This window comes from Reichenbachiella carrageenanivorans (genome assembly GCF_025639805.1).
GTDB lineage: Bacteria > Bacteroidota > Bacteroidia > Cytophagales > Cyclobacteriaceae > Reichenbachiella > Reichenbachiella carrageenanivorans.
This window is the reverse complement of the sequence record NZ_CP106735.1, coordinates 1,829,700-1,855,167: the sequence shown is the minus strand read 5'-3', so window position 1 is coordinate 1,855,167 and position 25,468 is coordinate 1,829,700. Positions and strand designations below refer to the sequence as shown.

General features: G+C 42.5%; 26 protein-coding genes. 12 read left to right on the top strand and 14 right to left on the bottom strand.

From position 1 onward, the window contains the following. Positions 1–49: 49 nt before the first annotated feature. The 3 genes from N7E81_RS07520 to folP all read right to left on the bottom strand — a co-directional run bounded on the left by N7E81_RS07520 (position 50) and on the right by folP (position 2,368). The gene (locus N7E81_RS07520) at positions 50–541 is read right to left on the bottom strand and encodes a DUF4293 domain-containing protein (protein WP_263052676.1); all 492 of its coding nucleotides are present in this window, start codon (positions 539–541) and stop codon (positions 50–52) included. A 70-nt stretch (positions 542–611) separates the two neighbouring features. Continuing rightward, positions 612–1,526, bottom strand: a complete 915-nt coding sequence (gene cdaA, locus N7E81_RS07515; protein ID WP_263052675.1) for a diadenylate cyclase CdaA — start codon at positions 1,524–1,526, stop codon at positions 612–614. Next, positions 1,523–2,368, bottom strand: coding sequence for a dihydropteroate synthase (gene folP, locus N7E81_RS07510; protein ID WP_263052674.1), 846 nt, complete (start codon positions 2,366–2,368; stop codon positions 1,523–1,525). Before folP ends, cdaA begins: the two co-directional genes overlap by 4 nt. A gap of 145 nt (positions 2,369–2,513) precedes the next feature. Between folP and N7E81_RS07505 the strand changes: the two genes are divergently transcribed. From N7E81_RS07505 to N7E81_RS07495, 3 genes are all read left to right on the top strand, one after another. Beyond that, complete coding sequence (locus tag N7E81_RS07505; protein WP_263052673.1) at positions 2,514–3,062, top strand: DUF1599 domain-containing protein; 549 nt, start codon at positions 2,514–2,516, stop codon at positions 3,060–3,062. An 85-nt stretch (positions 3,063–3,147) separates the two neighbouring features. Further along, a complete protein-coding gene (locus tag N7E81_RS07500; protein WP_263052672.1) occupies positions 3,148–4,239 on the top strand; it encodes a BT_3928 family protein in 1,092 nt (363 codons plus the stop codon). A gap of 495 nt (positions 4,240–4,734) precedes the next feature. Beyond that, positions 4,735–6,099: an RICIN domain-containing protein gene (locus N7E81_RS07495; RefSeq protein ID WP_263052671.1), complete on the top strand. Its 1,365-nt coding sequence runs from the start codon at positions 4,735–4,737 to the stop codon at positions 6,097–6,099. Positions 6,100–6,344: 245 nt separating this feature from the next. Here the strand turns inward: N7E81_RS07495 and N7E81_RS07490 are convergent, their stop codons facing one another. Next, positions 6,345–8,576 (bottom strand): M1 family metallopeptidase, encoded by a 2,232-nt coding sequence (locus N7E81_RS07490; RefSeq protein WP_263052670.1) that lies wholly within the window; start codon positions 8,574–8,576, stop codon positions 6,345–6,347. A 17-nt stretch (positions 8,577–8,593) separates the two neighbouring features. Then, the gene (locus N7E81_RS07485; protein WP_263052669.1) at positions 8,594–9,178 is read right to left on the bottom strand and encodes a HupE/UreJ family protein; all 585 of its coding nucleotides are present in this window, start codon (positions 9,176–9,178) and stop codon (positions 8,594–8,596) included. Positions 9,179–9,293: 115 nt separating this feature from the next. On the opposite strand from N7E81_RS07485, the gene N7E81_RS07480 reads away from it, so the two are divergent. Next, positions 9,294–9,785 (top strand): DUF6702 family protein, encoded by a 492-nt coding sequence (locus N7E81_RS07480; RefSeq protein ID WP_263052668.1) that lies wholly within the window; start codon positions 9,294–9,296, stop codon positions 9,783–9,785. 42 nt (positions 9,786–9,827) lie between these two features. Here the strand turns inward: N7E81_RS07480 and N7E81_RS07475 are convergent, their stop codons facing one another. Both N7E81_RS07475 and N7E81_RS07470 read right to left on the bottom strand, forming a co-directional pair. After that, positions 9,828–10,373 carry a 2'-5' RNA ligase family protein gene (locus N7E81_RS07475; protein ID WP_263052667.1) on the bottom strand — a complete coding sequence of 182 codons (546 nt, stop codon included), beginning with the start codon at positions 10,371–10,373 and terminating at the stop codon, positions 9,828–9,830. After that, positions 10,366–11,391: a radical SAM/SPASM domain-containing protein gene (locus N7E81_RS07470; RefSeq protein WP_263052666.1), complete on the bottom strand. Its 1,026-nt coding sequence runs from the start codon at positions 11,389–11,391 to the stop codon at positions 10,366–10,368. Before N7E81_RS07470 ends, N7E81_RS07475 begins: the two co-directional genes overlap by 8 nt. 92 nt (positions 11,392–11,483) lie before the next feature. On the opposite strand from N7E81_RS07470, the gene N7E81_RS07465 reads away from it, so the two are divergent. Together N7E81_RS07465 and N7E81_RS07460 are read left to right on the top strand one after the other, a co-directional pair. After that, positions 11,484–12,683 (top strand): DUF4105 domain-containing protein, encoded by a 1,200-nt coding sequence (locus N7E81_RS07465; RefSeq protein WP_263052665.1) that lies wholly within the window; start codon positions 11,484–11,486, stop codon positions 12,681–12,683. 75 nt (positions 12,684–12,758) lie between these two features. Further along, positions 12,759–13,094, top strand: a complete 336-nt coding sequence (locus N7E81_RS07460; RefSeq protein WP_263052664.1) for a hypothetical protein — start codon at positions 12,759–12,761, stop codon at positions 13,092–13,094. 52 nt (positions 13,095–13,146) lie between these two features. Here the strand turns inward: N7E81_RS07460 and N7E81_RS07455 are convergent, their stop codons facing one another. From N7E81_RS07455 to nadC, 6 genes are all read right to left on the bottom strand, one after another. After that, on the bottom strand, positions 13,147–13,749 hold the full coding sequence (locus tag N7E81_RS07455; RefSeq protein WP_263052663.1) for a LysE family translocator: 603 nt from the start codon (positions 13,747–13,749) through the stop codon (positions 13,147–13,149). Then, positions 13,749–14,858: an ATP-grasp domain-containing protein gene (locus N7E81_RS07450; RefSeq protein ID WP_263052662.1), complete on the bottom strand. Its 1,110-nt coding sequence runs from the start codon at positions 14,856–14,858 to the stop codon at positions 13,749–13,751. The genes N7E81_RS07455 and N7E81_RS07450 overlap by 1 nt, the downstream gene beginning before the upstream one ends. Before the next feature lie 6 nt (positions 14,859–14,864). Continuing rightward, positions 14,865–15,371, bottom strand: a complete 507-nt coding sequence (locus N7E81_RS07445; protein WP_263052661.1) for a hypothetical protein — start codon at positions 15,369–15,371, stop codon at positions 14,865–14,867. Positions 15,372–15,443: 72 nt separating this feature from the next. Beyond that, the gene (locus N7E81_RS07440; protein ID WP_263052660.1) at positions 15,444–15,926 is read right to left on the bottom strand and encodes a regulatory protein RecX; all 483 of its coding nucleotides are present in this window, start codon (positions 15,924–15,926) and stop codon (positions 15,444–15,446) included. A 144-nt stretch (positions 15,927–16,070) separates the two neighbouring features. Beyond that, positions 16,071–16,547, bottom strand: a complete 477-nt coding sequence (locus tag N7E81_RS07435) for a YcxB family protein (protein WP_263052659.1) — start codon at positions 16,545–16,547, stop codon at positions 16,071–16,073. A 7-nt stretch (positions 16,548–16,554) separates the two neighbouring features. Further along, positions 16,555–17,415: a carboxylating nicotinate-nucleotide diphosphorylase gene (gene nadC / locus N7E81_RS07430; protein WP_263052658.1), complete on the bottom strand. Its 861-nt coding sequence runs from the start codon at positions 17,413–17,415 to the stop codon at positions 16,555–16,557. A gap of 136 nt (positions 17,416–17,551) precedes the next feature. On the opposite strand from nadC, the gene ade reads away from it, so the two are divergent. Both ade and N7E81_RS07420 read left to right on the top strand, forming a co-directional pair. After that, positions 17,552–19,171 (top strand): adenine deaminase, encoded by a 1,620-nt coding sequence (gene ade, locus N7E81_RS07425; RefSeq protein WP_263052657.1) that lies wholly within the window; start codon positions 17,552–17,554, stop codon positions 19,169–19,171. 15 nt (positions 19,172–19,186) lie between these two features. Then, the gene (locus tag N7E81_RS07420) at positions 19,187–19,789 is read left to right on the top strand and encodes a trimeric intracellular cation channel family protein (protein WP_263052656.1); all 603 of its coding nucleotides are present in this window, start codon (positions 19,187–19,189) and stop codon (positions 19,787–19,789) included. A gap of 84 nt (positions 19,790–19,873) precedes the next feature. Here the strand turns inward: N7E81_RS07420 and N7E81_RS07415 are convergent, their stop codons facing one another. Continuing rightward, positions 19,874–21,694 carry a DUF885 domain-containing protein gene (locus tag N7E81_RS07415; protein WP_263052655.1) on the bottom strand — a complete coding sequence of 607 codons (1,821 nt, stop codon included), beginning with the start codon at positions 21,692–21,694 and terminating at the stop codon, positions 19,874–19,876. A 169-nt stretch (positions 21,695–21,863) separates the two neighbouring features. Between N7E81_RS07415 and N7E81_RS07410 the strand changes: the two genes are divergently transcribed. The 4 genes from N7E81_RS07410 to N7E81_RS07395 are packed head-to-tail and all read left to right on the top strand — an operon-like array spanning position 21,864 to position 25,461. Continuing rightward, positions 21,864–22,616: an SDR family NAD(P)-dependent oxidoreductase gene (locus N7E81_RS07410; RefSeq protein ID WP_263052654.1), complete on the top strand. Its 753-nt coding sequence runs from the start codon at positions 21,864–21,866 to the stop codon at positions 22,614–22,616. A 4-nt stretch (positions 22,617–22,620) separates the two neighbouring features. Beyond that, entirely contained in the window at positions 22,621–23,964 is a 1,344-nt protein-coding gene (locus tag N7E81_RS07405; RefSeq protein ID WP_263052653.1) for a deoxyguanosinetriphosphate triphosphohydrolase, read from the top strand. A gap of 41 nt (positions 23,965–24,005) precedes the next feature. After that, a complete protein-coding gene (locus N7E81_RS07400) occupies positions 24,006–24,857 on the top strand; it encodes a hypothetical protein (protein WP_263052652.1) in 852 nt (283 codons plus the stop codon). A 58-nt stretch (positions 24,858–24,915) separates the two neighbouring features. After that, positions 24,916–25,461, top strand: a complete 546-nt coding sequence (locus N7E81_RS07395) for a hypothetical protein (RefSeq protein WP_263052651.1) — start codon at positions 24,916–24,918, stop codon at positions 25,459–25,461. Positions 25,462–25,468: the final 7 nt, after the last annotated feature.

Genomic DNA, 25,468 nt, shown 5'->3' with positions numbered 1-25,468 from the left:
TATTTTCCCCAAAGACCTGAAAACTTTGGGAAAGCTTCTAGAAGAAATATTATCGGATACGATCTGCAGACCTTACCAGTTTTTCATCTCTACGAATGAATCTATTGGAAAGTAAATTAAAGAGTAAAGCGGATACACCTAAATAGAAAGCAAATAGGTAGTTGCCCTGCTGCGTGGGGGCAATCAGCGCCTCTGCCTGATAGACATGGTACACGATCAATCCCATGACTCCACCCATAAAAAGTGAATTGAGTGCACCTAACTTCATTTGAAGCAATCGGTTGTTGAACTTAGATATGGAATACAGAGCCAAACCAGCAGCCATAATGGCAAGGATAGCGATATAGAAAGTCTGACCTTCTGAAATCGTAGCAATTTCGCCAGTTTCAATGTCTTTTTTGGTGTGGGTGAATTTGAATGCGGTCAATTCCACCAACTCGCTCTTTTCTCCATCTAGCTTATTCCAAACAGGAAAAAATAGCATGCCAATCATACTGGCTGCCACTAGAAATAAAAATATAGACTGAATTCTTTGTATCATAACACCTTAAAATTTTGGCAAAAGTAGGGAATTGTTATTCAAAACCTAAAACTAAGAATTGACATTTTGATTAGTCGACAGGCAGCTCTTGCTTAGAAGATTCTTTAGCGTCTTTTTTACTTATTTTCTCTTTTTGATCTGGCTTGATGGCCTTGGTCATTAAGCTTTCGTTCTTCGTATCATCTAGGTTGCTCAAGTATTCGTTGATTCGGGCACGTACTTCCTGCGTAGAGAGATTGTGCTCAAACGAACCACCACGAGCTACCGTAAGCTGACCAGTCTCTTCAGACACAATCACGACCAACGAGTCTGTAGTCTCAGACATCCCTAAAGCTGCTCGATGTCTCAAACCATACTGCGCAGGTATATCGTCACGCTCCGAAACTGGCAAAATACACCTGGCTGCTACTATCCGATTGTTATTGATGATAATGGCTCCATCATGCAACGGGGAATGCTTATTGAATATCGCCATGATGAGACGTTTGGATATTTTAGCTTCGAGCCTATCTCCTGAATCCGCAAAAAACTTAAGTTCTGAACTTCTTGAAAAGACAATCAGTGCCCCTGTGTTTGAGCCCGCCATATTTTTGATTCCGTCGATAATAGGCGATACATCCAAGTGGTTTTTGTCATACTTTTCATGAAAAAAATGCTGGACATTTTTCAAAATATTGCCCTCTTCGAATACGGTGGTTTTGCCCAGAAGCAACAAAAATTTTCTAATTTCTTGCTGAAACAAAACAATAACCGCAATAACTCCTACGCCCATAAACTGCCCCAAAATAATACTGAGCAGTTCCATATCTACGGCTTTCACCACCAAGTAGATCAAATAGAGAAACAGAAAGCCCAAGAAAATCTTAATGGCTACACTACCTTTCATCAGTTTGTAAACATGATACAAGAAGAAACTGACGAACAGGATGTCAAAAACATCTACCCAACCGATTTCTAAAAACCCTATTTGAAATCCTAATATCATTTTTTACTTTTTGTCATGGCTTCAAACAATTGAATTGTCTCTTTGGCCTCTTTTACATCATGAACTCTTAACATACTCGCCCCTTTCATTAGGCAGGCCATATTAAGTGCAGTAGTGCCATTGAGTGCTTCGTCTGGCGATACATCCAGTTCTTTGGATATCATCGACTTGCGCGACACTCCGCACAGCATCGGTACACCTACCATATTAAGCAGTTCCAACTTATCTAACAACTCGAAATTCTGCTCTTTAGTCTTTGCAAAACCAAAACCTGGATCAATAATTATGTCTTTAACTCCTCTTTTTCTTAGTGCAGCAACCTTTTCATTAAAATAATCAATAATATCTGAAACCAAGTGATCGTAGTCCGTAAGATTGGCCATGGTTTGAGGGTTACCTCTCATGTGCATCATAATATAGGGCACATTGGTAGACTCAATCACGTCGAACATTCCCTGATCCAGACTACCACCAGAAATGTCGTTGACTATGCAAGCGCCATGCTCTAAGGCCCCCTTCGCTACGGTAGCTCGAAAAGTATCTATGGAGATAATAGCCTCTGGAAAACGATCCAATATCAGGTCGATTCCAGAAACGGCAGCATCCCACTCCTCACGCATCGGGATATCAGTAGCCCCTGGTCTACTAGAGTAGGCGCCTATATCTAAAATATCTACCCCGTCCCTCATCATTCCTTCCACTTTGGTCAGCAGGTCTTGATCAGATTTGATCTTCCCTCCGTCGTAGAATGAATCAGCAGTTAGATTTACAATACCCATTACTTTTGGTGAAGACAGGGCCATGAGTTTGCCTTTTATATTGATGAATTTTGACTCTTTCATTCTCGTATTGAGTATTAAACTTTGACACTCCGTTTTGCACCTATACCTGAACGGTATCACTCATGGATTATATCATGAAATAATTTGTTGCCAGCTATTTACACCTTAATTTTAGCCGCTCAATTCAATAAAATCAGACGACATTGTGGAAGAAAAAACGGTAGGCGAATATAAAGAAGTTATAAAGGCTTGTAAAGATATTTTTGAAAAGAAAACTAAGGATTACGGTACTGCTTGGCGTATTTTGAGAGCTTCTTCACTTACTGATCAAATTTTCATTAAAGCCAAAAGAATTCGATCTATCCAAGAAAAGGGAGAGCAAAAAATACAGGAAGATATCGCTGGAGAATTTGTGGCGATCATCAACTACTGCATCATGGCCATCATGCAAATCCGAATGAGTGCTGACGAGGGTATGGAAATCCCCTATGAAAAACTAGAACCGATGTATACGGCCATTACTGATGATACTCGTGAACTATTGGCCAACAAAAACCACGACTATGACGAGGCATGGAGAGACATGCGGATATCTTCTATGACTGACATTATTCTAATGAAAATATTGAGAACCAAGCAGATAGAAGACAACCAAGGCCAAACACTAATCTCTGAAGGTGTAGATGCCAACTATCAGGACATGATCAACTACGCTGTATTTTGCTTGATAAAAATGGGCTTTGGTCAAAGCTAAATTTGTTAAAAAATTGTTATTGAGAAACGAGAAATGAACACCTGACGTTTTCATCGTTAAATTTAGACATCCAAAAGACTAGCATATGAAATTAGTATTGACCGCAGTAAGATTTTTTGTAGGAGGGTTATTCATTTTCTCGGGCCTAATCAAAGTAAACGACCCTGTAGGTACGGCGATCAAAATGGAAGAATATTTCGAAATCTTCTCTCTAGATATCGCTGGCTTCTTCCATTATTTAGTCCCTTTCTCATTGGCTATTTCTATTTTCTTGGTAGTAATCGAGGTGGTACTAGGCGTAGCACTTTTGGTCAACTTCAAGCAAAACTGGACTTTAAAATCATTGCTTGTCATTATTGTGTTTTTCACAGCTCTCACGGGATTTTCGGCGATTACCAATAGCGTGACCGACTGTGGCTGTTTTGGCGATGCTATCAAACTGACACCATGGGAGTCATTCATCAAAGACCTTGTACTGCTGGCAATGATTCTGTTTTTATATTTGAGCCAGCACGATATCCAATCAAAATCGGCAGAAAAACGAAGTTTTTTTATAGTAAGCGCTACACTTATATTGTCTTTAGGCTTGGCACTTTATGCTGTAGCTCATTTACCATTTATAGATTTTAGAGCGTATAAAGTGGGGAACCATATACCCACAGAAATGAAACCTTCTGAAGACTTCGTCTATGAATATGTGATGGAAAAGGATGGAAAAGAATATCGATTTGAAAATTACCCTACAGACAAATCCTATCAATTTGTAGCCATGAATCATCTCAATCCAGAAGCAGCGCCTAAGATTACGGATTTTGGTGTGTGGAATGATGATGGGGATTTTACTGCTGAAGTTTTTACAGGCAACAAGCTGTTTGTGATCCTATACGATGTATCAAAAACCAACGAAACTAGTATCACCGACATCAATACGCTGATTCAGGCCTTGGGCGATCAAATAGAAGTGTATGCACTCACCGCTTCGGATGGCACCACCTTCGAAACCTTTCAAAAGAAGGTGAACCTAGCCATTCCATATTATTACACTGATGCCACGGTACTCAAAACCATCACCCGTTCCAACCCTGGGCTATGGCTACTCCAAGACGGCACAGTAAAAGGCAAGTGGCACTACAATGATGTGCCCAACTATGGAGAACTACTAGATTTGGTACAGTAGTCGATCTTCCTTTCATTTTTAAATAAAAAAGTCGATCTAAGAGGCAGGAATATTTCGTGATAATTTTTTTTCAAAAAAATTATCACGAAGCGCTAAAAAAATATGCGACAGTCCAAAAAAAATACTCCCCGACAATCACCCTCAACTGAAAAAATCACCTCCTTTTATTAAGGAATAAATCTTCAATTTTTCATTTTCAGAAAAAAGGTTTTAACAAAGCCTAAACTTTAATTAAATCAATAATTCCGCTCCGATTTCTTACACCGTTGTGTGCTACAGCCTTTTTTCAACTTCCTTAAAAGTATAAAAAAGGCAATAACCGTAATTGTTACGCATTGAATATCAGCACTTTATAACGTTAAAAGAGTTTGATTTTAGCATAATATTTTGCAACTTCATTTTTGGTCAACATATAATTGGACTACCAATTATTGATTTTAGCCGAATTGATTGACCAAAATAACTTAACTATATACAATACAAAACCAACTAATTATGCGATTAAACATTAATAAATCAATTCAAAAATACCTGACCTATGTCATGGTATTAGGTCTCTTTTCTCCTGCACTACTATGGAGCTGTGAAGAGGCAGAACTATTAGACGAAGAGCTACCTGCTATTGAGTCTCCCAAGAAGGCTACTCCAACAGCCAATAAAATCTATTATATCCAAAACAAGAAGAGTGGACTACACATGGACATCCATAACAAGAGCAACTCCAATGGAGCCAATCTCCAGCAATGGGGCAATGCCAGCGGCACACACAGACAGTTTGAAGTACTAAACACTAGCGGCGGATATGTAAGACTAAAAGGCGTGGATAGTGGTAAATCCCTAGAAGTATCTGGCGGCAGCAACGCCAACGGAGCCAACGTACAACAATGGGCTTACCAAGGCACCACTCATCAGCAATGGCAAATCATCAGCGTAGGTGACGGCTATTACAGAATAAAAAGTCGAGACAGTGGCAAGTCTATGGCAGTAGCTGGTGGTAGTACCTCCAACGGGGGCAACATTGAGCAGCGAAGCTGGGATGGTAGCGACAAATTCAAATGGTTCTTTACTGAAGTAGGGTCTTCCTCTGGCGGCGGAGGAGGAGGAGGAACTCCTGGTGGTGATACGCCTGGCGAAGTCCTTGGCCTTACCTCTAGCAATTGGAAGCTCAATGGATTCGATGCTACACCTAGTTCTTCGGCTACCTATTACGACGATGTATTGAGTTCGCTCAATGAATCTTTCAGCACATATGAAAATAGCAATTACTTCTATACAGATGGTTCTTGGGCCTATTTCAAATGCTACAGAGGATTGGGTGGATCTGCAAACTCAGGCAATCCAAGAGTAGAGCTACGCGAAATGAGCAATGGCAACTTGGCTAGCTGGGACGGCTCTAGTGGCACTCACTCTATGGAATTTACCGTACGAGTAGATCAGTTGCCTAAAGATGCTGACAATAATGGAGGCGTACTATGTTTTGCACAAATTCATGGTCCAGACGAGAATGACGATGGCGTAGAAGTAGATGATTTGATCAGAGTTCAGTTCATCGGATCTAGCGACCAAAGCTCAGGGGCTGTAAGTCTCAAAATCAGTGGGTACATTACCGAAGAGGTGCAAGGAGGCAGCAAAACCATCAGTGGGTATGCTCTCGATACTGAGTACACTTTCAAAATCCAATATTCAGGTGGAGTGGTCAGACTCTACAAGAATGGATCTCAAGTATTCTCACAATCGATGGACACGAGTACAGATGGCAACTACTTCAAAGTGGGCAACTATCTGCAATCTGTGCAAGGCGCAAGTTTCACTGGTTCTCACGGTATCGTCAGAATCAAAAACCTAAGCGTATCTCATTAATTTGAATATCTAACCTTCGGCTAAAATCAGAGCAGTTTCTAAAAGGAACCTCTCATTAAAATGATAAGAGAATTCTTCTTCGATTAAAAATCGTTTTTCAAAAAACAAACGATCATCGCTAGAGAATTCTCTTATCTATATTTAAATCCCTGACCTACTTTTAGCTTTCAGATAGGCTTATACTTAAAAAAAGGCCGCACTCCTCAGTGCGACCCAAAACCTAACCTAAATTTTCAATACCTTGATTATTCTGCTCCTTTCTGAAATTGGTCAAATCGAGAATTGTCCTCCACGCGAGGAAATACATTGTTTGCTGTAGCTACATCGGCCGTTTCCTCATTCGGATCGATCACGATATTGGTTACCTTCTTTTCTTTTGCAAAAACTTTAGTTACCACGTTTTCATTTTTCTTCCAGATTTCAGCTGGCAAAAATTCCGTCTCTACTGTACCGTCTTCGTAGGTCCACTCGATGATAATCGGCATCACCAATCCACCCTTGTTTTCGAAAGTCAACTCATAGAAATTACGATTGGCATTGGCACTCTTGATCGCCGCATCATCGACTTGATTAAGAAATTCACTCGCTCTCGCCGATTCCGCGGCCTCATTCACTCCCTTGTAAGTAAACACCTCCGCCTCATCTGCAAAGTCCATCAAGTTTTTATTTTCCTCTTCTGCAGAAATTTTGGACTTCTTCGCCTTTTTGCTCTTATTCTCTACTTCATTTTCAGGAATATCCATTCGGTACCACTTCACTTTAGACAGTGAAATATCTACATGGTCCGTGGTATAAAACCACCCTTTCCAAAACCAATCCAAATCTACCGCAGAGGCATCTTCCATCGTACGGAAAAAGTCAGCAGGGCTAGGGTGCTTAAATGCCCATCGCTCTGCATAGGTTTTGAAAGCATAATCGAAAAGCTCAGGCCCCATCACTGTTTCTCTCAATACACTCAGAGCTGCTGCTGGCTTCCCGTAGGCATTATTCCCAAATTGTAAAATTTGCTCTGAGTTTGTCATGATAGGTCTCATGCCTTCTTTATCGCCTTTCATATAATCTACGATCAGTTTGGCTTCTCCTCTTTTCAATGGCTTTTCTAGATAGTATTCTTTTTCTGTCAACGATTGTGTAAAAGTATTCAACCCCTCATCCATCCAAGTCCACTGGCGTTCGTCTGAATTGATAATCATCGGAAAGAAGTTGTGCCCTACTTCGTGAATAATCACTCCGATCATGCCCCATTTTTTGGCATCTGTAAAAGTCCCGTCCTCGTTGGGTCTGCCATAATTGAAGCAAATCATCGGGTACTCCATACCTATCGATGCGGTATGCACTGAAATAGCCACTGGGTAAGGATACTCTATGGTGTGCTTAGAATAAGTACGTAGCGTGTTAGCTACGGCTTTAGTAGATTCATCTTCCCATAGCGGATTACCTTCTTTAGGATAATAAGACATCGCCATTGGGGTTTTAGTTTCTAGCTGCACGGCTTGCGCATCCCAGATGAATTTTCTTGATGCCGCAAAGGCAAAATCCCTCACATCGTCAGCATGATACTCCCAAGTTTTCGTCCCTTTGGCCTTTGTTGCTTCTGCTTTTCGAGCTTCCGCTTCAGTCACGATCATGACTGGCTTATCAAATGTCTTTTTGGCTTCAGCCAAACGTGCTTTTTGTGTCTTGGTCAATACCTGATCAGCATTTTGCAATTCGCCCGTAGAAGCCACCACAAAATCAGACGGCACAGTCAAGCGCACTTTGTAGTCTCCAAACTCTAATGCAAACTCACCTCTACCTAAAAACTGCTTGTTTTGCCAGCCTTCTACATCATCATATACGGCCATGCGAGGAAACCACTGTGCAATGGTATATAGATAATTGCCATCCTTAGGAAAAAACTCATAACCTGATCGGCCACCAAGTTCCATCCTGTCTTGCACGTTATAAGACCAAGCAATGTTAAATACAAACTGCTCTCCATTAGCCAATGACTTAGGCAAATCTATTCTCATCATGGTTTTATTGATCATATGCTTCAAAGGCTTGCCCGCAGCATCAGACACTTCTGATATTTTAAAACCACCATCAAAATCATAGTCTCTAGAAATATTCAGTACTTGTTTGCCCGTCATGGCTTCTTTCATTTCGCTGCCTTCCACCAATGGCGTATCCGACGTCTTGCTTCTCATGTTTTGATCTAGCTGTACCCATAGATAGGTCAGGTTATCTGGAGAATTGTTATAGTACGTGACGGTCTCACGGCCAGTCAACGACTGATTGTCATCGTTGAGCTCAGCAGCTATCGTATAGTCTGCACGCTGCTGCCAATAATCTACGCCTGGCGCACCCGAAGCATTTCTATAGCTATTGGCAGTGGGTAGTGTAGTGCCCAATTGCTCAAACTTTTGATTCCATTCACCTTGAGCAAATGCAAACATTGGGCTCATGATGAGCACCCATATCAAATTTCTTTTCATTCTAATTGGATTAATCATTACCAAAATTTTGTGTCTATCATCAATGTAATGGCCACGCCCGCTACTGCGGAAGAAATAGCCAAAATCCAGTCTCGCCTAGACACATTTATGTATTTATTCATCAAATAGCCTAGCCCCATAAATCCCACTACGATAATCACCTGACCTACTTCCAAGCCAATATTGAAAGCAAACAATTGTGTCACAATCGAAGTCTCTTTTCCTAAAAGAGCCTTGAGGTAGTTGGAAAAACCCATCCCATGGATCAGTCCAAAAAACAAAGCAAAATAGTAATTGAGCCGGCTTCTGTCCGTGGAGATGTATTGATCCCTCTTCCAAATATTGCAGACGGCAGTGATGAAAATGGTGACTGGAATCAAAAATTCCACCACGCTAGAATTGACCCTAAAAACATCGAGAGCGACCATGGCCAGCGTGACCGAATGACCGATCGTAAACGCCGTCACAAGCACAAGCACCTTCTTCCAATCAGTAGCCAAATACACCGCACTCAGTGCAATCACAAATAAGATATGATCGTAGCCGTTCACATCCAAAATATGCTCCCTACCTAAAGAAAAATATAACTGAAAATCTGACATAAGGATTGAAAACTACCGCTCAAACAAAAAACCAACGCCACCGTAAAGAATAACTTATTTTTGTTTTCTTATACTGTCTAACTACCGTAAACTTAATATGGACAACAAGTAAATCATGACCTATTTATTTCTATTGCTGATAAATTATATAAGCGGTATGCCACTCCATGCTTTTTATGTGTCGGTAGCCAATATCGAATACGATGCCAAGAGTAAGCAGGTGGAAATTTCTCATCGAATATTTTTGGATGACCTAGAAAATGGACTGACCGAATGGACTGGCGAACAGGTAGATGTACTGAATCCTACCACCCCAGAGCAGCTCGATGAAATCATCGGGAAATACCTGAACGCCAAGACGTCATATCAGGTGGATGGCAAGTCCGTGACCGCCCAATACCTAGGGTCCGAAAAAGATGACGGTGTGATGTATTGCTACCAAGTGATCTCCAGTGTAAAAAAACTAAAATCGCTGACCGTGACCAACACCATACTCATGGAAATCTTTGACGACCAAACCAACATCATACATATGAAAAAAGTAGGTGACACTAAAAGTCTCAAACTCAATAACAAGGAAAGGTCTGGGACAATTGTGTTTGACTAACGGCATGACCTTTCAACTTGCTTTCCCTTCACCAAGTCTCCCTTAAAATCTCCTCCACTCTTCCCATCTCTGGCCATTATGCTTGAGTAAGCATATGTCGGATATCTCAAATTTTCGCAGATACAGTTGATCTTGAAAGTAAGCTTTTGCCTCTGGGAAAATCGCCTTTTTCAAATCCCTAAACCCAATCGTCATATGCGGGTGAAAACCTCGGTCTTTGTAGTCCGCATTATAAAGCTTCAATGCTCTCCTCATAAAATCTGACAGCTCCTTTTGCAGTCGAACCAATGGCTCTGACTTGACCACATCCACAAAGACCACCCTCGGCTCGAAAAAATCGAACCCCTCTAGTGTGATCCTAACAGGATAGTCGTCATACCGAAACTCCGTCAGTTTATTAACCAACTCTTCTTCTCTATCTGCTCGCCACTTGAATGGCATGTGCAACGTGATGTGTGGCGGTGAACGAAGCGCTCCTTTAGAACTGAACTTGGCAGCCACTTCTCGTTTGAAAGCCATCACTTCCTCCTTAATCTCGCCATCTGGAATCAATGCCAAAAAATAAAGTGAATATTCGGGTTTAGCCATCAGTCAAAGATACATTGAGCCCTTCTGAGCAGTTTTTACAAATGTCGATCGACGCACGAGAGGTCAATATGCTTTTTCGGAAATTTTCGTAAGGAGCACTGTACCAGATGTCACTAAAAGATTGTTCATTCCAGTTGCCCATCACATACTTAGCGTCTTTGTCGAAACAGCAAGGAACGACTCTACCATCCCAAGTAACCACACAGCTCTGCCACATTTTCCAGCACTGATTATGCATCGGGTTTTTCAGTTTGTACTTCCCGTTTTCTCGCTGTACATACCTCGAGTATTTTTCGTTTTTTGGCATCAGGTCAGAGCCATTTACAAAGTCATAAATCTGCGCTGTCTTGAATTGGATCTCGTCTACACCAACCTCCTTGGCTAATCGTCGAGCATCCTCAATCTGGTGCTCATTGGGTGCTACTACCAGAAACTGGAAAATCAGATGAGGTGTCTTTGATTTGCGTTTTTTCTTCCAATGCACCATGTTTCGAGTGCCTTCTAATACCTTTTCTAACTGCCCTCCCACACGATACTGCTGATATGTGTCCTGACTCGTGCCATCTATAGAAATAATCAGCCGATCCAGCCCCGACCGGACAGTAGCTTCTGCTTTTTCAAGATCTAAATAATGAGCATTGGTACTGGTAGCCGTATAAATATCGTGTTTTACAGCATAGGTAACCATGTCTAAAAATCCAGGGTGCAAATACGGTTCGCCTTGAAAATAGAAAGTGAGGTACGCCAAGTGAGACTGTACTTCCTCTATTTTTTCTTTGAAAAAATTTACATCTAACATACCAGTAGGGCGGGTAAATGATCGTAAGCCACTCGGGCACTCTGGGCAGCGCAAATTACAAGAAGTAGTAGGCTCAAAGGCCATACTCAGCGGCAAAGCTGGGTTGACAAAGTGCCCCAAATGCTTCGACCGATAGTAACTCGACAGTACCTTCGTGGCATTCCATGCCTTGGCAGGCGAGAGTTTGGTCAGTATGTTGAAGCTGTCGTGAAAATGCACCTGCTGTTTATTTTGATCTTAAGGTATTTTAGTCAATTTTGAATCAAAGTAAGTCCAGCCGTGCCTGACTCCAAAATTAAACTGTCCAAATTATGCTATTAAAATTCAGGATTGCCATCTTGCTTGCCTTCGCAGTGCTCTTAGGGCTCTCTCATACCCATGCCACTGGTGTGAAATTGTCCGACGAAGCAGAGGTAATTGTACTGATTTTGGACCCTACACAGGCAGAACTGTATTCAGCATTCGGGCACAGTGCCTTTCGCATCAGCGACCCCACCAATGGCATAGACATGATTTTCAACTACGGCATTTTTGATTTTGATCAACCCAACTTTTATTTGAATTTCACCAAAGGAAAACTCTATTACAAACTAGGCACGGGCTCATATGAGGGCTACAAGCGGTACTACTACCGAGAAGATCGCACCTGGCGCGAGCATGTGCTCAACATCACCCAAGGTGACAAGCAAAGCATTTTTGAGTTCTTGGTCGACAATGCCAAGCCAGAAAACGCCAACTACTATTACAACTATTGCTACGACAATTGTGCCACGCGTATGCGCGACGTATTGGCCACTGTACTGGGTGATCGTGTCACCTATGACTACAGTTTTGCCAGCGATTCACTCAGCTACCGTGGCCTGATGGACAAATACCTAGACCATCAGCCTTGGGGGGATTTGGGTATCGACATTTGTCTGGGTGCTGAAATAGACCAAACAGCCGACGGCTTTCACTACCAATATATGCCGCTTTATCTGGAAGAGGCCCTGCAAACCGCCACCATACAAAACGACAGTACCATCGTACCACTCATAGCGGCTTCTACCACCATCAGTACCAGTTCTGAACAGCCCGTCGATTCGGCCTTTAAGCCCATTCACTTATTTGTAATTTTGTTTTTTGTAACCGGACTGATCACCCATAGGGGTTTGAAATACCATGCCAATTACCGCTTCATTGATGTGCTACTCTTTGGTGTAACTGGGCTTCTGGGTTGCTTTTTGCTTTTCCTTTGGTTTGGCACAGACCACTTATCCAAGTACAATTACAACCTACTCTGGGCCATGCCACTCAATCTGATAGGCCTTTTCTTTTTATTGAAAAAATCTAAGCCTCACTGGCTTCATATTTATTTTTTAAGCTTGGGTGGTTTACAAGCTTTGCTGATCCTCGTGGGAGTATGGCTACCTCAGCAGATTCATTTGGCGCTCATTCCTTTGGTGCTCGCTTTGGCGTTGAGGTCGTTCTATTTAGCGTATTTCTTACAAGAAAGAAAAGAAATTTTATAATTTCGTTTTTGGTGGGAATCGACCGAACGACACCCTAAATCGAAGTAGGTAAAGACTTTTTTTAAAACACATACAATGATCATATGGTCTGGCCGCGGAATACTCGTACCGCTCATTACCCTTTTGTTAATTGTCATTTCGACTATCGTTTCTGCTTCTTTCAATTCCACTCAATTAGCTATATATATGCTACCGATCGCCTTCTTACTAGCAGGCTGGGCCAATTGGCATTTGGGTAAAAAATGGAATGATCGACCAGGCAGAATCGTGGTGGACGAAGCTACTGGCGAACGCATCGAGCTCAAAGCCCGCCACACTTTCTTCTGGATCAAAATGCAGCACTGGGGGACCTTCCTACTAGCTATCGGGGCTTTGAATTTGTTGGTTTCACTCCTTGCTTTAATTTTTTAACAATCAACTCTTCTATTACTAGCCACAACTTTGGATAGACAATCCCGCTCCACTAATGGACAAGGCTCCAAAGACCCATTCCTATAAAGATGAGGCCAGGCACTCTGTAGATCAGAAAAGTATTGCCTTGCACGGTGGTGAATTTGGCACCCAACCGCACCACGATGACGAGCAAAGAAAAAGTACCTACGGATACACCTGCTACATAAACCCAGAAGTTTTGGTGGGTAAGAGCTACCCAACCCATGCTTTGTAAATAATCTGTGACCATGAGCCAAAAGGGGATTGACAACGGATTGGTCAGGCTCAGTAACATGCCTTTTCGGAAGGCATTTCTTTTTTCTCCCACTTGCCCCTGCTTTGCGATGATCGGCTTTTTTAGCAAATTGATCACCCCAAGGAGGATCAGTACTGTGCCTGTAACAATATGAAAATACGCAGCAATCAGTGCGTTTTCTATCAATAATAGTTGAAACCTGACAGCAATAGCTGCATACAAATATTCGGTACCTGCGGCCGCAGCTGCAAATGTATAAGCGGCCTTTTGACGCCCAGCTACCGCATACTGCATAGTAGAAATATTGATACTACCAGGAGGGATAGAACCAATAAAACTGAATACAAAAGCCACGACAAACAAGGTCATCCAACTCATTATTTTTTCTCTAGCTTACTATATTTTCTGATCTTAATGATTTCTTTCATCCCTTCCGCAAAGCTATAATAAGCTACCCCCTTTTGATAATTTAACTGACTAATCTCTGCCAATACATTGAGGTGATGAATAATGTCTTTGTAGGCTCTGATCAAAGAAAAACCTGGCTGGTAAATATGAGCTGGTTCTGCGCCAGCACCATTTAGCTCTACTATTTTGAAATGTTTGCCTTGATACAAATCCTCCATCGATCGACAACGCAAATCATAACGTCCAAAATAAAATCCTTCGATCTGATGACTCACCTCGTCAAAAACCTTGTTGAGTTGTTCATTGATAAGGTAATTGCCATTCAAAAATGTCGTGCCCAAGCAGTGATTGCCGATGGTATTGAGCTCCACATGTTCCTCATGTGCAGGCCTGTAAGCAAGCAAATCTGGGTTTTTCTGTCGCAGTGTAGCTCGATGCATTTTAGTGCGTACATCGTCGGTCATAAGTGCTTCCACCGTCCGCTCGCCGTCTCCTATCACACTCAGCATTTCTTTAATCACAACAGAACTCACCGTACCGTGTGTGCAATTGGGATACCTATAATAAAACACACCCAACTCTACCGTGTAAGGCACGTACTCTTGCACCAAAAAATCAACTTCTATACAATCTAGATAATCTACCAATTGCGCCTCATCTTGGATTAGTGCTACCATCCAACCTCGCTGACCTATATCTGGTTTGAGTATAAATGGATAATTTATCCCCTCTAGTTGCATACGCTCTCCAAAGCTTGTTAGATCCACAGCAGGGTCTAATTTGTAGGTTTTGGGTAGGTATTGATCGGGAATCAAATCAAAAATTTTGTCTTTGGATTCGCCCAACATTCCTCCAAACTCAATGGTAGGATTAGAAGCTGTGAAAAAAAATAAAGATCTGGTTTTTAGCGTAAGCCAAGCCCAATAAAAGGCAATCGGAAAGTAGAAAACTGAGAATGGCCAAAACTCCCAACGGGTGATTTTTGCCCAAGTGACGCTTCTGTTCAACTTCCTAGTAATGGACTTAGTCGCCTGTAGGTTCTTTGTTTTACCTTTGGGAGCTACGGTAATCTTTCTCATCAAGACTTAAGCACTCACTTGCCGAGATTGACGATATTTGATGGTAGAGCATGCCACTCCAAAACCTTTAGGTAAAACCAAGTCAGGCTTGAATTCTTTCAGACCAATTTTGATAAGTGCCAAGTGATGTACCGTATGCTCAATGCAGTAGATCAACTCACGACTCAGATTGGTGGCTACTTCTATCGAAGTCTGGTCATAGCTTTGTTTTAATACCAAAACAGGATTGTCTGTCAGGCCTTCCAACTGCTCGCTCAATTGGCTCAGGCAACCAAGGGCTTCGAGTGTATTGTTTTCCAAAAAAACATCTCGCTCCCGCTCATCGTAATTCACCACACCCAACGGAATGCCTTGAAACAAACAAGTGAAAAATGCTAAAGAATGTCGCACATGCTGACCAATAGAGCTGCAACTGAGTACCTCTGCTATTTTGCTATATTCTTCATTGGTTAGGTTTTCGAGAAGGAAGGTCAGTTGGTCAAAAATTCGATGAACTGCTGGTTTAATTTCCATTAAGTCTAGGCTTCTTTTTTTGGTTTGTTAAGATAATAAATACAGTCCTAACTCAAACTAAATAGGAATAGTTCAATCTATCAGCCGTTTCACCACATCCCAGACCAAATCAGATTCAAAACCTTTGTACATGGCATAAGAGGCTACTTTGTTTCTTTTTTTGAAAAGATCTGGTTCGTGTATAGCGTCTGATTTTTTCTGTACGAGTGCTTCTAAGGTTTGTATATAATCGTCATCTTCGATTTCGGCCATTCCTTTTTTGATGCAGTAAGTGGAGAGCTTATGTGGCGCCAGACCAATCATGATTTTCTTTCTCCCCCACTTTTTTACTCGAAACTTGCCTCCTACATAAGCTTTCGCAAACCGTTCTTCGTTCACAAAGTTGTCTGTGATCAGATCCGTGAGGACATCCTCCACCTCATCGGGATAGAGTCCCAATTCATACAGCTTATTGCGGACTTCTTTTTGCGAACGCTCCTGATAAGCACAAAAATTTGCCGCTTTAAGCTTGGCTTCTTTAGGCGTGTGACGTTTTGTTTTTTTTTGTTCTTCCAAAGGAAATGATTTCAATCAGGATAAAAATAATAGAAACGCCAGAGTTGAAACAAAAAGCCATTGCAAAAAATCACTCTGCGTCGCTACCACAGAGCGTCAGAAGTAATTTTTTGCGATGGCTTTCAGCTTAGCATTTATCGAGACCTACTCCTTGATAAATCCTTTTCTTTTCAAGATCGTCTCTACGAATTTCACCTCATTGTTTGAATTAAAAATCCGAAAAGGCAAGTGCACATGTTGTGCCTTATTTATCGTAAAGAGAAAATAATCCTTACCTACTTTAGCTCTTTTGATACTGTCCCATTTCATAGGCATGCCTTGCTTAGCATTGAGTTTGATCAAAATCTGCTGACTATTGATCTCATAGCTCAATTTTTCAAACATAAATTTGCCTTGTTCCAACTGCGAGATTCCTGCAAATTGGATCAACCAAAACAAAACATATAAGGTCAAAGCGATCGTCGCTCCAGTAACCCACCAATGACTTGGTATCCATACATACCCTGCGCATATCGCCAAATATATCAAAATGACCCACCATTGGTCTTTGATCAAATTACCAAATGCCAACTTTACATAGGTTCCTGTGGTCATTTGATACTTCTTAGTCTTTACATTCATTCCTATACTACTTTATTGCTTTCAAACTAATATCTAAACTGGTATAAGAGTGGGTGAGCGCTCCTACAGATAGGTAATCTACACCAGTCTCCGCCATCTCTTTAATGTTTTTTTCTGTGATGCCTCCCGAAGCCTCAGTCTTGCATCTACCTCCTATCAACTGTATAGCTTCGCGCATGGCAGATGGCAACATATTGTCGAGCATGATTACATCTACACCACCTACTTCTACGGCATCTCGCACCTCGTCAAGGTTTCGAGTTTCGACTTCTATTCTTAGGTCTTTTTGGTTGTCAGCCAAATACTTTTTGGTTCGTTCTACAGCGGCTTTTACTCCCCCAGCGTAGTCTACATGGTTGTCTTTGAGCATCACCATATCGTACAAGCCGAATCTGTGATTCTCACCCCCTCCGATACTTACCGCCCATTTTTCACAAATCCTGAAATTAGGCCCTGTCTTTCTAGTATCTAGCAGCTGGGCATGCGTGTGCTTGATCATTTGCGTAAGCTCACGTGTATAAGTAGCGATGCCACTCATACGCTGCATGCAGTTGAGCACCAATCGCTCGGTCGACAAAATCGAACGTGCCTTTCCTTTCACTATCAGCCCTACTTCACCTTCGGACACCACATCTCCATCTTGCTTGAGTAGCGTCACCTCTAGCTCTGGATCAAACCGCTTGAAAATCCACTCTGCCAGTTGTAGCCCTGCTACCACACCGTCACTTTTGATCAACAGTCTTGCTTCCTGCTGCAAGCCCTCTGGTATAGCCGCCAAGGTGCTATGATCCCCATCCCCGATGTCTTCGTGGAGGGCGGAATCAATAAAAGCTAATATGGCCTGTTTGGTCAGATACTTGATTTTCATCTATCGATTGATTTTTCGGCTCGTTGTAAGCGGCAAAAATATACAACTGAGCTTTATTGGCTCAATGGTTTAATGAATTATTGCACGCATCTACCAATAACTCATTAACTTCATTCTACTTTATTCTAATTCAAACATGAAACAGATTTCAGGTCAGTACATAGACATCCCCAATCGAGACATTTATCCAGCTGTGATCCATTTCGCCAATGGCCACATTACACGCATAGAAAAAACGACTCAAGCTCCCGAGAGATACCTCTTACCTGGTTTTGTGGATGCCCATGTGCATGTAGAAAGTTCGATGCTGGTACCTTCCGAATTCGCACGATTGGCCGTAGTGCATGGCACTGTCGGCACCATCTCCGATCCACATGAGATCGGCAATGTGCTCGGAGTACCTGGTGTAGAATATATGATTGACAACGGCAAGCAGGTCAATTTCAAATTTCATTTTGGAGCACCGTCATGTGTACCTGCGACTCCTTTTGAGACCGCTGGCGCGGAAATCACTGTAGACGACGTGGAGTACCTACTCAAAAAGCCAGAAATCAACTACCTGGCAGAGATGATGAACTGGCCTGGTGTACTCTTCAACGACGAGACCGTATACGCCAAAATCGCCAAAGCCAAAGCCCTAGACAAACCCGTAGATGGCCATGCGCCAGGCGTAAAAGGTGAACAAGCCAAAACCTACGCCGCTGCTGGCATCAGCACAGACCACGAATGCTTTACTATCGAAGAAGCGCAAGACAAACTAGCCTGTGGCATGAAAATCCTGATCAGAGAAGGAAGCGCAGCCAAAAATTTTGAAGCTTTGATTCCCTTACTTGATGGGCATCACGAAAAAATCATGTTTTGCTCTGACGACAAGCACCCCGACAATCTTGTAGAAGGACATATCAACCTGCTGGTAAAAAGAGCTTTGGACAAAGGCAATGATTTGTACAAAACCCTACAGGCGGCCTGTATCAACCCGGTCAAACATTATCATATGAATGTGGGACTATTGCAAGCCAATGACCCTGCAGATTTTATCGTAGTAAACGATCTCAACGATTTTCAAATATTACAAACCTGGATCAACGGAGAACTAGTGGCTGAAAATGGGCAGACGCTGATTTCTAAAGTGGAAAATAAAATCATCAACAACTTTGACTGCCAACCCAAAACTGCTGAGCAATTCAAGATAGACATAGCAAGCGGCCAAGTGCAGGTAATGGAAGCACTGGATGGTCAGCTGATCACAAACCTATTATCGTACGACAGCTCTCTTATTCAAAACCAAACCAATACCAATGAAGACATACTCAAAGTGACCGTAGTCAATCGCTACAAAGAAGCTGCTCCAGCTGTAGGGTTTATCAAAAATATTGGGTTGAAAGAAGGTGCGATAGCCTCGTCGGTAGGGCACGATTCGCATAATATTATTGCGGTAGGCGTGGACGATGAATCGATCGCGAAGGCAGTGAATTTGATCATTGCCGCCAAAGGAGGCGTATCTGCTGTAGGGAAAGGAGAAGAAAAATTGCTAGAACTCCCAGTAGCAGGAATCATGTCCGAAAAAGACGGCTATGAGGTGGCCAGTGTCTATAGCGAAATCGATGCTTTTGCCAAATCACTAGGCTCTCCTCTCGACTCACCGTTTATGACGCTCTCATTCATGGCCTTACTCGTAATACCCAAAGCCAAAATGAGCGACCTTGGTTTTTTTGATGGCGAGGCATTCCAATTTATCGATGTTTTTACCGACTAAGTCTATCTTCGCCCCATGGACCTCATTTATACCCTCAATATCATTGGCACATTTGTATTTGCCATTTCGGGTGCGCTTACTGCATCAGAAAAAAAAATGGATGCCTTCGGATCAGCCGTGATTGCCTTCATCACTGCACTGGGTGGTGGCACCTTGCGTGACCTACTTATTGGCAGTCAGCCCGTGGGCTGGATGCTGGATCCTAATTACCTCTATACGGTAATGGCAGCCTTGACCTTTTGCTATTTGTTTAAAAAATGGATTGTCAAACTGACTCGTACCATGTTTTTGTTTGACACCATTGGAATTGGGCTTTTTGCCGTACTGGGAGTCCAAAAGACGTTATCTTTTGGACTATCTCCTGCCATTGCTATTATGATGGGAGCCGTCTCAGCGGTATTTGGTGGCGTACTCCGCGATGTACTGTCCAATCGCGTGCCTCTGATCTTTCGACGTGAAATATACGCTACGGCTTGCCTCGCTGGTGGCGGGCTGTACTATGCACTCACTTTCACTCAGCTCAGTGATAGCTTGACTATCTGGATCGCCGTAGTAGTAGTTATGGCCATTAGAGTACTCGCGGTAAAGAAAGGCTGGGGATTACCTGGCATTAAGTAAAACGCACCCCTAGCCCCTTCGTGGAGGGGAATAAGAAAAGTCTCCTCTTGAGAGGAGACTTTTCTTATTATTATTGCTTCCTTCTTAGCTCTTCGAAGCTACCCAATCATTGACCATCGTCTCTAGGAGATGCAAAGGCACTGCTCCGCTGGTCAAGACCACATCATGAAACTCTCTAATGTCGAACTGATCTCCCAACTTAGCTTTGGCACCTTCTCTTAGTTCTAAGATTTTCAACATACCTATTTTGTAAGCCGTAGCCTGAGAAGGCATCACAATATGGCGCTCTACCATACGCTCACAGTCTCGTGGACTGGCCGATGTATTGGCTTGATAATAAGCGATTCCCTCTTCTCTTGTCCATTTTTTGCTATGAATGCCCGTATCCACTACCAGTCGGCAAGCTCTCCAAAGCTCCGCTGCCAACCTTCCATAGTTAGAATAAGGATTTTCGTACAAGCCCATTTCCTTAGGAATAAACTCGCAATACAGTCCCCATCCTTCGCTATAAGCGGTATAATGTCCGAATTTTCTAAATTTAGGTAAACCGTCTAGTTCTTGTGCGATCGACAGCTGCATGTGGTGCCCTGGTATACCTTCATGATAAGCCAATGCCTCGATATCATACTTGGCCATGTCTCTAGTATTGGCCAAGTTAGCATAATAAGTGCCTGGACGGCTGCCATCTGGTGCTGGTGACTGATAAAAAGCACTGCCGGCAGATTTCTCTCGGAATGCCTCTACTCGTTTCACTACCAATTCTGCCTTTGGCTTAGTTATGAAAAGTTCGTCGAGACGGCCTTTCATGTAGTTGATAGTCGCCGTTGCGCTGTCTAGATAATCTTGCTTCCCTTCTTCTGTATTAGGATAATAAAATTGATCGTCTGTTTTTAAAAACTCAAAAAAGTCCTTCAAGTCCCCTTCAAAACCAACAACAGCCATGATGTCTTTCATTTCACCATGAATACGACCTACTTCTTTCAGTCCTATTTCGTGGATTTCATTAGAAGTCAATTCAGTAGTGGTGGTATTTTTTAATGCATAGTTGAAAAAAGCCTCACCGTCAGGAAACTTCCATGCGCCGTCGTCTGTGGTGGCTCTTTTTTCTTGCTCGGTCAAAAATGAAATCAACGATTCATACGCAGGTTTTACACCACCCAGTAGAGCTTCATTTGCACGAGCAATTAAACCTTCCTTTTCTTCCTCAGGTAAGTCTTCTACTTTTTCTACCTTGGCTGTAAAATCTGCGAGTAAGGTGCTCGGCTCACCCGCTTCGAATGGTGCTCCCGTCAATAGATTTTTTGAATCCGATATCACCCGAGGAAAAACAAATTTGGGAGGAACGATCCCTTTTTCTTCTCTGATTTTTAGGTTGACGATCAACTGATCAAAAATGACATTGAATTTGGATAACCTTGAGATATAGGCTTCCGCATCTTCCTTGTTGGTGATCTGATGCATGTTGATCAAAAATGCAGGTTTGCTTGAGTGCATTCCAAACATCTGATTGACTGGGTAATTGTGAAAGCGATATTTGAATCCATCGATGTCGTCTTGCGCACCAGCTACGAACAAGTTGTAACTCACTTTTGTGTTATGATCAAGTGCTTCAACATTAATAGAGTCCATGAGCCACTGCAGCTCTTGCTTGGTGATCTCCAACTCTTTCTTTGCTATTTCATCAGAGTAATCATCCCATTCGCCTTGTTGGGTTTTGATCCCCAAATACGTTTGAAATTCAGGACTTCGATCCAAGCCTTCATTAAATGACCGTTCAAAAAAATCGTTGGCTTTTTTTGACTCCGCAGCTACTTCCTCTAGGGTATAGCTCTTTTTTTCCTTGCTTGGCGTACAAGCCATCACAAACGCCAAGGTTATAAAAAGTACGTTTTTAAGGTGATTCATTTTATTCGTTTTTAGTTTAATGAAAAAGCAATTTAAATGAATTGGCATACAAGAGAATTACCGTTAATCAAATAGATGAACCATCAACTTGATGGATTAATAAAAGCTCGCTTTAGATATCTCATGGATTCCTTGTAATTTCGGGGGATCAATGACCATCATTCTAAAAATGAAAAAAATTGCTTTTATCACTGGCGCCACTTCAGGCATAGGCGAGGCCATCGCAAGAATATTGGCTCCAGACCATTCCTTGATTATTTGCGGAAGGCGTAAAGAAAAATTGGCTAAACTGGCCAGTGAGCTCCGCGCAAAATCCAAAGTACACACGCTCTCTTTTGACGTATCAGATGCCACAGCTGTACAAAGTGCCATCGACGGTTTACCCACAGAATGGCAAGACATAGAAGTACTTGTGAATAATGCTGGCAATGCCCACGGTAGGTCGCCCATTCACGAAGGAGAACTGGCCGATTGGGATGCCATGATCGATGGCAATCTGAAGGGTCTACTCTATGTAACTCGAGTCATCTCCCCTCGAATGGTAGCCAAAAAATCTGGTGACATCATCAACATTGGCTCTATAGCAGGCAAAGAAGTATACCCTGAGGGCAATGTGTACTGTGCATCTAAATTTGGTGTAGATGCCGCCACCAAAGGCATGCGACTAGATCTGAACCCATACGGCATCCGTGTGATCGGCATCCACCCAGGGCTGGTGGAAACTGAATTTTCGATGGTGCGATTCAAAGGAGACAAACAAAAAAGCAAAAGCGTCTACGAAGGCATCACGCCGCTGTATGGCAAGGACATAGCAGAAATGGTCAAGTTCGTGATAGACAGACCTCCTCATGTGACAATTGCCGACATCACCATATTTCCAACGGCGCAAGCCAGCAGTACGCTTGTCCACCGCCAACCTTAACCCTATGATGAATTGGAAAAAACTAATGTCATCGGCTCGTTTCGGAGACTCAAAAGAAGACAAAAAAGCCAATCCACTAAGGAGTGATTTCGAGATCGACTATGACAGAATCATCTTCAGTGCCCCTTTTAGAAATCTTCAAGACAAAACTCAGGTCTTCCCTTTGCCTGATCAGGATTTTGTACATACTCGACTGACACATAGTCTTGAGGTATCGAGTGTAGGCAAGTCGCTGGGCAAAAACGTAGGTGCTGCGGTCATAGAAAAATACCCCGAGCTTTCTCACCTCACTCCCTATGACTTTGGCGCGGTGGTGGGTGCTGCTGCACTGGCACACGATGTGGGCAATCCCCCATTCGGTCACTCTGGGGAGCAAGCTATTTCTGACTACTTTTTGCACAACGAAAAAGCGCAGAAAATAAAAACCAAAGTCTCTTCCGAAGAATGGCATGATCTGATCCGATTCGAGGGCAATGCACAAGGCTTTAGACTATTGACTAAAAACCAAAAACAAGGGATTCGTCTTACTTTTGCCACGCTAGCTGCTTTCTCCAAATACCCTTGTTCGTCGAGTCTGACAACCCGAGACAACGATCGGAAAAGTCAAAAAAAACATGGCTATTTCAGGGCGGAAGAATCTGCTTTCGTAGAAGTAGCCTCGCAACTAGGGCTAACCAAACTTTCTACATCCGAAGAAGCCTACGCTCGTCATCCCTTGGCCTTTTTGGTAGAAGCAGCGGACGATATCTGCTACAGCATTATAGACTTAGAAGATGGATTTGGATTGGGCCTGGTCACTTTTGAAGAAACGAGGGATTTTTTGGCAGAGATCCTAGGCGACAACTACTACCCTGAAAAACTGGACAACATAGCCAGTGACAAAGAAAAAATTGGCGTACTTCGGGCGGTAGCGATCAATACACTGATCTACCAAACCTCTCAGGCCTATATGAAACACGAAGGGGAGATCCTAAATGGCGAATTCGACAAAGCACTTACTGATTTGATCCCTACTACACCGACACTCAAAAAATTGAGCGACTTTTCTATCAAACGAATTTATCAAAGCAGACAAGTATTAGAGAAAGAAGCAGCCGGTTACGAAATCATCGATGGGTTATTAGAAGCATTTATCGAAGCGGTATTTTGCAAATTTTATAACAAAAACAAGTACTCTGGCCGACACAAAAGTGTATACCGCTTGCTCCCCTCAGAGGTACAATTTAAATTAGATTGGGCGTCGAGTCCTTATGAGTCTGTATTAGAAATCACCGATTATATATCGGGGATGACGGACAGTTCGGCGGTCAAACAATTCAGAATAATGAAAGGTATAAGTTTGGCGTAACGCCAATGACTATGATTATTTTTCACCTATAATAAGGACCAATGAATAAAGACTGGCAATTGCTTACTTTTCCTGAGTTGTCTGAGCTTGCACAAACACGAGCACAGTTTCATCAAGCCATCCAAAATGTGGCTGCCGTAGGCAGATCTTTTCTACCACACTGTGCCGACGACGAAAACGCCAACCTAGAGTGGGACTTTGACCTCCAAAGGCTCGTAGGCAGATGGATAGAGGCAGACATCAAATTCAGGTCTTCTATCAGCTTGCAAAAATTTGAGGTCTATCTAGTCGATCAGCAATTTCAAACCATCTCATCGATTGCGATGCAAGACAAACGCCAAACCGACATCATGGTCTGGCTCGAACATGAACTGAGCCGCTTGGGCGCAGACTTTTCTAAAATAAATCTGGCCTATCCATATACCATTCCAGAATATCCTACAGCCAAAAAAGAACCTTTTCATCTGAATAGCCAAGCAGCAGCTACCGAACTAGGCAAGCTCTATCACAACACAGCCTATTTACTCAAACAGATCGTTTCTAAAGAGGAAAATGGGTCTGAGATCAAATGCTGGCCGCATCATTTTGACATAGCAGCCCGAGTGACTCTGCTAGACACAGGCGACCCAGAAACGTCGCGTAGCATCAATATGGGTATGTCTCCAGGTGATAAACACTACAACGAACCGTATTTTTACTGCTCTCCATGGCCCTATCCTACCAAAAAGCTGATCGACCTCAACGACCTGAATGCACACTGGCACCAAGATGAATGGGTAGGTGCCGTACTGCCTGTTAGCCAATTAGTAGATCACAATCTCATTCAAGATCAACGCAGGATTGTTATGAAGTTTTACGACACCGCCTTGGCGTTTCTTAAAGAGGTATTGTAAGCCAAGAGCTAAACATCCTGAACTTCACCCCTCATGACTCATAAAACCTTGACACAAAATGTCAAGTACCTTTATTGAAATACATCACCCCATGAACATCCAAAAAATTATTTCCTTAGTCACTATCACTATACTTTTTTCACAAACCAACTGTGCCACACGGAGTACTATGAGTGCCAGCGAAGATCTTTTTTTGACTGGATCAGTAATCTCTTGTAGTCATTTGGTCATTTACCAATTGAGCGAGGACAATAAGTCTTATATCCAAGTCTATATCGACACAAAAAAAGTGACATTAGAATCGACCAACCATTGGGATTTGTCTCAAGAGACAGACGGTGTCATCGTAAGGCTTAGAAAATTCGATCAAGATATTTCAACGACGCTTTGCAATGACGTAATCAGAAGAATCAAAACCAACCAAGAGGAATTTGTAGCCACAGCAGGTGTGTTACAGTTGACACTAACGGACGGTCAATGGCAGGAATATCAAGCAGGAGGACGTTATAAAGCGGACATCACCGCTCAAGGTCTAGACTTTAACCAAACCAACACCTATCAGGTATTAATCAACCAAGCGTCGGTTGGTTGGCTGCCAGGTTGACTTAAAA

Excerpts from the sequence above, each read along its gene's own strand:
- cdaA (WP_263052675.1), bottom strand. The coding sequence starts at position 1,526 with ATGATATTAGGATTTCAAATAGGGTTTTTAGAAATCGGTTGGGTAGAT.
- N7E81_RS07455 (WP_263052663.1), bottom strand. The coding sequence starts at position 13,749 with ATGAGTTGGATGACCTTGTTTGTCGTGGCTTTTGTATTCAGTTTTATT.
- N7E81_RS07435 (WP_263052659.1), bottom strand. The coding sequence starts at position 16,547 with ATGAATGTAAAGACTAAGAAGTATCAAATGACCACAGGAACCTATGTA.
- N7E81_RS07405 (WP_263052653.1), top strand. The coding sequence starts at position 22,621 with ATGATGAATTGGAAAAAACTAATGTCATCGGCTCGTTTCGGAGACTCA.
- N7E81_RS07500 (WP_263052672.1), top strand. The coding sequence starts at position 3,148 with ATGAAATTAGTATTGACCGCAGTAAGATTTTTTGTAGGAGGGTTATTC.
- N7E81_RS07395 (WP_263052651.1), top strand. The coding sequence starts at position 24,916 with ATGTCAAGTACCTTTATTGAAATACATCACCCCATGAACATCCAAAAA.
- N7E81_RS07415 (WP_263052655.1), bottom strand. The coding sequence starts at position 21,694 with ATGAATCACCTTAAAAACGTACTTTTTATAACCTTGGCGTTTGTGATG.
- N7E81_RS07445 (WP_263052661.1), bottom strand. The coding sequence starts at position 15,371 with ATGGAAATTAAACCAGCAGTTCATCGAATTTTTGACCAACTGACCTTC.
- N7E81_RS07420 (WP_263052656.1), top strand. The coding sequence starts at position 19,187 with ATGGACCTCATTTATACCCTCAATATCATTGGCACATTTGTATTTGCC.
- N7E81_RS07485 (WP_263052669.1), bottom strand. The coding sequence starts at position 9,178 with ATGTCAGATTTTCAGTTATATTTTTCTTTAGGTAGGGAGCATATTTTG.
- ade (WP_263052657.1), top strand. The coding sequence starts at position 17,552 with ATGAAACAGATTTCAGGTCAGTACATAGACATCCCCAATCGAGACATT.
- N7E81_RS07480 (WP_263052668.1), top strand. The coding sequence starts at position 9,294 with ATGACCTATTTATTTCTATTGCTGATAAATTATATAAGCGGTATGCCA.
- N7E81_RS07450 (WP_263052662.1), bottom strand. The coding sequence starts at position 14,858 with ATGAGAAAGATTACCGTAGCTCCCAAAGGTAAAACAAAGAACCTACAG.
- N7E81_RS07495 (WP_263052671.1), top strand. The coding sequence starts at position 4,735 with ATGCGATTAAACATTAATAAATCAATTCAAAAATACCTGACCTATGTC.
- N7E81_RS07520 (WP_263052676.1), bottom strand. The coding sequence starts at position 541 with ATGATACAAAGAATTCAGTCTATATTTTTATTTCTAGTGGCAGCCAGT.
- N7E81_RS07465 (WP_263052665.1), top strand. The coding sequence starts at position 11,484 with ATGCTATTAAAATTCAGGATTGCCATCTTGCTTGCCTTCGCAGTGCTC.
- folP (WP_263052674.1), bottom strand. The coding sequence starts at position 2,368 with ATGAAAGAGTCAAAATTCATCAATATAAAAGGCAAACTCATGGCCCTG.
- N7E81_RS07410 (WP_263052654.1), top strand. The coding sequence starts at position 21,864 with ATGAAAAAAATTGCTTTTATCACTGGCGCCACTTCAGGCATAGGCGAG.
- N7E81_RS07400 (WP_263052652.1), top strand. The coding sequence starts at position 24,006 with ATGAATAAAGACTGGCAATTGCTTACTTTTCCTGAGTTGTCTGAGCTT.
- N7E81_RS07460 (WP_263052664.1), top strand. The coding sequence starts at position 12,759 with ATGATCATATGGTCTGGCCGCGGAATACTCGTACCGCTCATTACCCTT.
- N7E81_RS07490 (WP_263052670.1), bottom strand. The coding sequence starts at position 8,576 with ATGAAAAGAAATTTGATATGGGTGCTCATCATGAGCCCAATGTTTGCA.
- nadC (WP_263052658.1), bottom strand. The coding sequence starts at position 17,415 with ATGAAAATCAAGTATCTGACCAAACAGGCCATATTAGCTTTTATTGAT.
- N7E81_RS07475 (WP_263052667.1), bottom strand. The coding sequence starts at position 10,373 with ATGGCTAAACCCGAATATTCACTTTATTTTTTGGCATTGATTCCAGAT.